Below are 1,500 nucleotides of genomic sequence, written 5' to 3' on the forward strand. Positions count from 1 at the left end.
TGCAGTGGTGGATGCGGCCAGGCCCGAGACGCCCTTGCGCGATCTCAAAGCCGCGCCCTTCCCCAAGAATGAGATTGGATGCCGGCACGCGCACATTCTCCAGCAAAACTTCCGCATGACCATGCGGGCTGTCATCATAGCCGAAGACGGGCAGCATACGCACAATTTTCAGTCCCGGTGCATCCATGGGGACAAGGATCTGGCTCTGCTGCTGATGGCGTTCTGCGTCCGGGTCTGTCTTGCCCATGACTATAGCAACCTTGCACCGTGGATCGCCTACACCGGACGACCACCACTTGCGGCCATTGATGACATATTCATCGCCATCACGCACGATTGAGGTTTCGATATTAGTGGCATCTGACGAGGCAACCAGCGGCTCCGTCATAAGGAAAGCTGAGCGGATTTCGCCCGCCATCAAGGGGCGCAGCCATTCTTCCTTTTGCGCGTCACTGCCATAGCGGTGCAACACTTCCATATTGCCCGTATCCGGCGCAGAGCAGTTGAAAACCTCAGAGCCAAAGCTGACACGGCCCATGATTTCAGACAGGGGCGCATATTCCGCATTGCTGAGTCCGGCACCACAATATTCTTCCGTGTCATGCTCCGCATTCGGAGGAAGGAACAAATTCCACAATCCTTCAGCCTTCGCCTTGGCTTTCAGTTCCTCGAGGATCGGCATAACGCCCCAACGATCCTTGGCATGCTGTTCCTCATAAACCGGGATGGCCGGATAGACATGTTTGTCCATGAAGCCCGTGACGCGGTCAATATACTCCTGAGTCTTGTCGCTGAAATCGAAATGCATATGAAGCTCCCTGACTGTGCGCATCGGGAAGACTATTCCCTGAACGGCGCTCTTAAATCCTGCTGGTCTATCAGGGTCAAACTATGCCAGATACAGTCAGATTGCCCTAGGGGTTATCCCGTATATTTCTAATATTTTACCTTGTTTTTCAAAGAAAAAGGGCGATCCAAAGGACCGCCCTTTTCCGTACTCAGATTTTTATATCTGGAACCTATTTCCGCCAGACAGCAGCAAGGGATGGATCTTCCTCACCCCCTTCATATTTGCGGATCTCATGACGGCCGACCACCATGTGGTGCACTTCGTCAGGGCCGTCAGCCAGGCGCAGCGTACGCTGGTTGGCATACATACGGGCGAGCGGCGTCCATTGGGAAACCCCCGTAGCGCCGTGCATCTGGATCGCCTGGTCGATGATTTCGCAGACACGCTCTGGCACCATGGCCTTGACCATTGAAATCCAGACGCGGGCTTCCTTGTTGCCCAGCACGTCCATGGCCTTGGCCGCTTTCAGAACCATCATGCGCATAGCTTCAATATCAATCCGTGCACGAGATATAATCTCTGTGTTGCCACCCAGTTTGACCAGCGGACGGCCAAAGGCGACACGAGTCGTGCCACGGCGGATCATCAGGTCCAGCGCCTTCTCTGCCGCGCCCAAAGAACGCATGCAGTGGTGGATGCGGCCAGGCCCG

At 55.2% G+C, this 1,500-nt stretch carries 2 protein-coding genes; both read right to left on the reverse strand.

The features are described 5' to 3' along the window. Nucleotides 1-808: acyl-CoA dehydrogenase family protein (locus HY2_RS15260; RefSeq protein WP_034829169.1), on the reverse strand; the 808-nt coding region annotated here is incomplete at its 3' end. A 211-nt stretch (nt 809-1,019) separates the two neighbouring features. Continuing rightward, the coding region (locus HY2_RS15265) for an acyl-CoA dehydrogenase family protein (protein ID WP_034829171.1) at nt 1,020-1,500 on the reverse strand (481 nt) is incomplete at its 5' end.

It is taken from the genome of Hyphomonas pacifica, from assembly GCF_000682675.1.
GTDB lineage: Bacteria > Pseudomonadota > Alphaproteobacteria > Caulobacterales > Hyphomonadaceae > Hyphomonas > Hyphomonas pacifica.